General features: G+C 50.2%; 7 protein-coding genes. 1 reads left to right on the top strand and 6 read right to left on the bottom strand.

Annotated features, from left to right (window positions below; genetic code table 11):
- The first annotated feature begins 437 nt into the window (after window positions 1-437).
- Window positions 438-881, top strand: coding sequence for a collagen-like protein (locus V8F51_RS30845; protein ID WP_337104343.1), 444 nt, complete (start codon window positions 438-440; stop codon window positions 879-881).
- 63 nt (window positions 882-944) lie between these two features.
- On the opposite strand, the gene V8F51_RS30840 is transcribed toward V8F51_RS30845, so the two are convergent.
- The 6 genes from V8F51_RS30840 to V8F51_RS30815 all read right to left on the bottom strand — a co-directional run bounded on the left by V8F51_RS30840 (window position 945) and on the right by V8F51_RS30815 (window position 6,395).
- The gene (locus tag V8F51_RS30840; RefSeq protein ID WP_337104342.1) at window positions 945-1,499 is read right to left on the bottom strand and encodes a pyridoxamine 5'-phosphate oxidase family protein; all 555 of its coding nucleotides are present in this window, start codon (window positions 1,497-1,499) and stop codon (window positions 945-947) included.
- A gap of 90 nt (window positions 1,500-1,589) precedes the next feature.
- The gene (locus tag V8F51_RS30835) at window positions 1,590-1,793 is read right to left on the bottom strand and encodes a CLC_0170 family protein (protein ID WP_337104341.1); all 204 of its coding nucleotides are present in this window, start codon (window positions 1,791-1,793) and stop codon (window positions 1,590-1,592) included.
- A 36-nt stretch (window positions 1,794-1,829) separates the two neighbouring features.
- Window positions 1,830-3,068, bottom strand: a complete 1,239-nt coding sequence (locus V8F51_RS30830; protein ID WP_337104340.1) for a Ger(x)C family spore germination protein — start codon at window positions 3,066-3,068, stop codon at window positions 1,830-1,832.
- Entirely contained in the window at window positions 3,055-4,158 is a 1,104-nt protein-coding gene (locus V8F51_RS30825; RefSeq protein ID WP_337104339.1) for a GerAB/ArcD/ProY family transporter, read from the bottom strand. Before V8F51_RS30825 ends, V8F51_RS30830 begins: the two co-directional genes overlap by 14 nt.
- A 5-nt stretch (window positions 4,159-4,163) precedes the next feature.
- A complete protein-coding gene (locus V8F51_RS30820) occupies window positions 4,164-5,783 on the bottom strand; it encodes a spore germination protein (protein WP_337104344.1) in 1,620 nt (539 codons plus the stop codon).
- Window positions 5,784-5,957: 174 nt separating this feature from the next.
- The gene (locus tag V8F51_RS30815) at window positions 5,958-6,395 is read right to left on the bottom strand and encodes an RbsD/FucU family protein (protein ID WP_337104338.1); all 438 of its coding nucleotides are present in this window, start codon (window positions 6,393-6,395) and stop codon (window positions 5,958-5,960) included.
- Between the last annotated feature and the right edge of the window lie 10 nt (window positions 6,396-6,405).

Genomic DNA, 6,405 nt, shown 5'->3' with positions numbered 1-6,405 from the left:
GCGAAGGAAATGTGTTAAAACCAAGGCTAGCTACCCTCCAACGATTCTCCAACTTCCGTTACGGACTCAGATGCGCGTATTGCACCATTTTGGAGAGTAATCGTGATGTTGCGGACCGATATGACTCTAACTAATCAAAAACAAACAAATCGGAGGCCCAATGCCTCCGTTAAGTCCTGCCATGTCCGCAACTTGCGTAAATTACCTACTTTTCACCATTTAGCGTCAACTCGGTCCGTAACAATCAGCAACATAAAGTAACTGAGATAACCTCCTCCCTCCGTATTCCCGCCTATCGGAAACCAAGAGCACGACTTCTATACGAATGAATCACTCCATTAAGGGCATTCGCATACAATACACCAGCTTTATGCATAGACGTTTGTCTTGCTCATGAAGAACAATGGAATGCGCCTACTAATAAGGAGTGAATCAACATGTCAATATTTCCTCCATTCGGACCGCCGGGTTCGCAGGGCGGCGGATTGCCGCCATTCGGACCGCCGGGCTCGCAAGGCGGCGGATTGCCGCCGTTCGGACCGCCGGGGCCTCCGCCACCGCCATTCGGTCCTCCATCGCCTCCGCCAGGTCCTCCGGGTCCTCCGGGCCCTTCAGGCCCATCGGGATCGCAGGCACCTACAGCGCCGCCGCCCCAATTCGTTCCGCCGCGGCCGCAGGCTACCGCGTTCGCCGTTGATCCGGGAGCCATTCGCAGATGCTTGTTCCGCAATACGTATATATGGCTCAGAAACGGCAATCAGTTCTGGTATTTCCCGGTCTTCGTGGGCCGCAATTCGGTTGCCGGCTTTAGATGGAACGGATTTTTCTGGATGTATGCGGGTTACGACCTCAATCTCGTAGAGTCGTTCACATGCTTCTAATCGCATAAAAAAAAGGGCAATGCAGCATGACCGCTTACGTCCTCTGCATTGCCCTTGCTATATTTAGCTTCTCATACTTAAATGCGTAGGCATTCCGTCGATGCTCCGCATGTTTTTTTCCTGCCAATAATCTTCCATCCCTTCAGGCCCTTTCTGCTCCGCCCAGCGCTTCAGCGTATCCCGGTCACTCGAGTATTCCATGAATGGCACGGCAAAGCCGCAGGACGTCTGAACCTTATGGATATCGATCGTCACGATCTGCCTCGCTCCCGGAAGCGGATTAAACAACGGATATAGCTGCTCCCACTGCTCCGTACCAGGCAGTATAACGGCACCTTTGCCGTATAATCGCAAAATTAGCGGTGCCCCGTCGAACGCACAAAACATAATGGTAACTCTTCCGTTCTCCATAATATGAGCGCTCGTTTCATTGCCGCTTCCCGTCATGTCCAAATAAGCAACCCGATTTGGCGATAACACACGTAAAGCATCATGTCCTTTAGGAGAAAGATTAACATTTCCCTCCTCCGATAACGGAGCCGAGCCTACGAAAAAAATATGCTGCTTCGCGATAAATTGTTCATGCTGCGGCAGCATGGAATCGAATTGTTTTCCCATACCGATATATGCTCCTTCCATCACGTCGTCCAATCCCTGGAAGATCAAGGTTATCTAAATGCTACTACAAAATCAGGCAACGTGAAATACTTATTTCAGGAACAAATCGACGATGTACAAGGTCAATCCTGTCACGATCAACAGCCACCCGAGCACGCGAGATACTTTTCGCTCCTTCGCCATATTGTTTTTCGTAAACCCTCTTACATCAACCTGCAAAATGAGCACGCCGCAGGTCAGAGCCAAAAAGATCGCATAAATGAGATAACTGGTCGTATATCCGCTGCCTATCATCTTCGCAATACGCCTCCATGCCCGCCCCGCGTCTATTTATTTCGCCTTCATGCCAATCCGACGGATTTTCGTAACGACATGGATATCAAAGGTTGACTCCGGATAGAGCAACTCCCATTTCTCCTTTGATCCGATATGCCGTTTCCAGTATCCAGGCTCTTTGGCCCTGACATATTCGCCGAAGCCGAATATATCGGATTTCTTCTGCTGCGTTTTTTTGATAATGTTTTCATAAAATTTGACGGATGCTTCCCCCTGCTTCTGTTCGACCTCGGTCAAAAAACCGAGATTGTCCATGGATATGCTTTCGCCCCCGATAATCTCCTCCACGTTCACTTCCAGCATGACGTCAACCGCAAAATGAGGCACGCCGTTTTTGATCTGAACCTTGATCTTCGAGCTGCGGTGCGCAGCGCTCGTGATTACGGTACTGGAGAGGTTGTCCAGCTTGATGACCGCCCGATACCCCGCAGGATTAATTCCCCTGAGTCCTAAGTAACCGGCGATTTCGATCGGCTTGGTAGCCCCCACCATCTTCTGGCCTTTAAAGTAGGCCAACCCTTTGATCTCGACGTTATCGCTTTTTTTAAGCTCGACATACGGAAGGAAGCCTTCTTGCCCTTTCTTGGAAATATTACTCCAAAATATTCCGATATAATCCTTCGGGAACTTCCCCATTTTGATCCCTTCGTCCAAGGTGGACATCAAATACAGCGTCGGGATTCGCTCCAGCTTGGGCGAAGCTTTCATAAGCTCAATCGCCTTTCCCTTGGACACCATCAGCCATGCCATTCTACGAACTTCGGAATTGCGACGGAAATAATCGTTAATATTCTCGAGGCCTCGTTTGGCCACTTCTTCGGAAATGACAATGACGCGCAGATGGCCGAAAAATAATCGGCTCGACACCTGCTGCTGCAAGTTCATGAACGCGTCGTCGATGGAGTGCCCGAAGACGTCGACGACCCAAAGCGTCTGCCTTGGATTCCCGCTTGCTCCGCCGCTCTCGCCCGGTCCAAGCGGAATTCTTCCCGGTAAAGCGATCTGGATCGCTACATGCACCATATCTTTGCCCGGTGCAGGCAATGAGCCCTCGACATGAGTAACCTCGCTCTCCATCTCTTCCTCGTCTTCAACCGCCTTATCGATGGAAACGCCTAATACGACGGCGCGCTCGTCAATTTCGATTCGATCCCAGCAGCCCGTAAGCAGCGTTGTAACGAATAGGATCAATATTAAAGTATGAACTTGTTTGATGGTCCTATTGATTGGCAACAGGCTTCCCTCTCTTCTTGCGTATAAGCGAAATCAAGATGAGCAAGGCAGGATAACCGATTGTAATACATAAGCCGATCTGACCTACCAACTCGACAATTTTATACATCTGCACAATGTTTTGAGGCATCATGGCCATTGCGAATACGAAAGGAAGCATGAAGAAAGAAAGCATCCTGTGATCAGCCAAGCGGAATAACTGCCGCGTTGCATAGATCGTCAAAAAGTAACTCGTCAGCAAAGTCGTAAATACGGCTGTAACCCATACAGCCAGAAAAGCAGCGTCGAGACGTTCAAGTACGTTAGCTGGCAGAGAGGTCGCTTTGGCCAGCTCGAGCGTCGGCCAAAGTAAGTTTTTGATCTCCTCTGCACCGAATACGCCGACGGCTGCCGCCACGATTACGACGTACAGCCCGCCCCCGATGCACATTCCCCACAATCCGGACTTTATCGCCTTGCGCGGTGCGATCATGGAAGGAATAATCATCGTCATAATAAAGTTGCCCTGAAAAAGAGCCGCGATCATCAGCACGCCTCTCATGACACCCTGAGGATGCTGAAACCATATCGGCTGAAGATTGATCGGCTCCGCGTTTTTCAAAGAGAGTACTACGATCAGCAGCCCCGGTACGAGCAAAAGCGGGAAATAAAAATAATGCATATAAGCGAATGTCGTAATTGCATTTCTTGTCGCGATCGCAGCGAGAAGCAGCATGACGATGACCGTTACCTCGACCGGCGTCGTTTTGAGAACCGAGGTTACAACCACTTCACCGAATTCACGGGCCGCCAAAGATGTCAATACGGCAAAAAATCCAATAATAGCGAAACTTCCGATCGCAGCCAGCCACTTGCCTATGAGGTCCTCGCTGTATTGAATAATCGTCTTCCGAGGAAACCGGATACCAAGCCAAATGACAATCGAAAGGCTTATCGATCCGATAAGCAAGCCGATCAACGTAATGAGAGGCGCTGCGGAATCAGCAGCGCGGACGGCAAACAAGGGCAGCGGCAATACGCCGACGCCGATGACCGTACTGCCCATAATGGCGCCTGCCTGGATGGCCGTTATTTGACGTGTCTGCTCCATGGTTCTCACTCTCCATAATGATTGTCTTTGGCCGGCTTCAGCAGCTCCGGCTCACGTCCGGAAGGCGACGGCTGCTTCGGCTGTTCTTTGATTCTCGTTCTTTCAACCGTCTGAAGGAAATACGGCCGTTTCTTTAACCATGACAACGGGCCGCGAACGATCAGATCCTTCATGCCGCCATAATTTCCCGGTACAAGCGGACTTAAGTAAGGCACTCCGAATGAGCGAAGCGACAGCAGATGATTGGCAATCAGAATCAATCCGATCATAATGCCGTACAGCCCGAATATACCGGCCATAAATATTAACGGAAACCGAAGCAGCCGTAAGGCTAGCGCCGCATTGTAAGCAGGCGTGGCGAAAGATCCGATTGTCGTTAACGCGATGATGACGACCGTAATCGGACTCGCAAATCCCGCTGCTACAGCCGCTTGTCCAATGACGAGCACGCCGACGATGGAGAGCGCGCCGCCGACCTGCTGCGGCAGCCTGATCGTTGCCTCTCGCAATACTTCCATCGACGTTTCGATTATAAGCACTTCGATTACGGCAGGAAACGGCACGCCTGCTCGTCCTCCCGCTACCGCTACCGCGAATTCCGTCGGGATGAGCTCGGGATTGAAGGAAATGATCGCTACGTACAAAGATGGGAATATGAGCGAGAATACAAGCGCGACGAGCCTAGCCAGCCGTATGGCACTCATCAACAAATATCGTTCCGTATAGTCTTCTACCGTCTGATAGAACTGGTTGAATACGGTCGGTACAACGAGCGCGAGCGGCGATCCGTCTACGAGAAGAGCAACCCTTCCCTCCAGCAAGTTGGCAACAATCTTGTCCGGACGTTCCGTATATTGAACTTGGGGGAACGGAGAAAAATGGTTGTCTTCGATGAATTGCTCCAAGTAACCGGAATCGAGCACGCCGTCGATATCGATCTTAGACAAACGGCTGTTCACTTCCTTAACTAGATCGGGATTCGTAATCCCGTCCATATAACATACGGCGACTTTGGATTTGGTCCTCTGCCCGATCTCCGACGATTCGATGCGCAAATCCGGCGATTGCAGTCTGTAGCGGATGAGCGATATGTTCGTGCCGAGCAACTCGACAAAGCCTTCGCGCGGTCCTCGAATAACTTGCTCCGTTGCGGGCTGGTCGATGCTCCGCGACTCGATCTGGCGAGTTCCGATTACGATTGCCTGGTCGATGCCTTCGATAGCGACGATCGTACCGCCGCGCAGTATACCGTCCACAAGCAAAGCGACTTTGTTCTCCAGCAATGCTTCGCTTTGATATAACGTGTCATTAATGATAATGTCTTGCAACTCTTCAACCGCGATAGCTTTGTCCGACAAATGGCTTGGCTTATACATGAGCGGTTTCATGATATCTACGTTAATATTCGTATGGTTAACGAGATTCGTATAATAAAATAAAGCTGCTTCATACTGACCGAAAATGCGAAAACGCCGTGTAGTCAGATCCGTGTTCGACCCGATCAGCTTCGTAATGAACACTATTGTATCCTCGAGGCTTCCACTAATCAGATCATCTTTATGGCTTGCAAGAAATTGACTGGGTGGCGTATCCGTCGACTTATAGACATGTTTCTTTTTTTTCATACCATGAAAAATTGGCAAATGCTCATCTCCTGATCCGCCGGGGCTCTAGTGCAGTTCGGACATTATTAGTAGCATTTGCGCGACCTTGCATAATTATCCATGACAAAAAGCCGTGAACAGGATCATGTTCCTGCTCACGGCTTTCGTTAATCACGCTAGCTTCGATTAAAATATTCAGTTCTCGGCGGCAATGACGCCTTTTTTCAATATGAGATTTGCATACAATGCGCTTTCGCCCGTCGCAACAATCGCATACGCCTTCTTTGCGCGTTCGTAGAATGCGAAACGCTCCACTTCCTCAAACGGCGAATCTAGACCGGTTCGCTTTGTAATGATCGAACCATACTGTCCCCATATCGGCGTCTCCACTGTGTCGCCTGCAACGACTTGCATAAGCGCCGCAGGCTTCTGCACATATTGATCGAGCGGGAACAGCTGAAGAATAGCATCCAGGAGCTCCGGTATGTTATGTCCGTCTGCGCGTATGAGCTGCTGGGCATGGCTTGCTGAGGGAAAATTACCGTCAGCAAGCACAATCTCATCGCTATGTCCCATCTCCATGAGCACCTTGAGCAGCTCAGGTGAAAGATTGCTCGGAATTCCGATTAACATCTTTGCAGAC

The organism is Paenibacillus sp. YIM B09110 (assembly GCF_037167145.1).
In the GTDB taxonomy this organism is placed as follows: Bacteria; Bacillota; Bacilli; order Paenibacillales; family Paenibacillaceae; genus Pristimantibacillus.
Note: the sequence above shows the minus strand (reverse complement) of the source record. Positions and strands in the feature narration are given on the sequence as shown.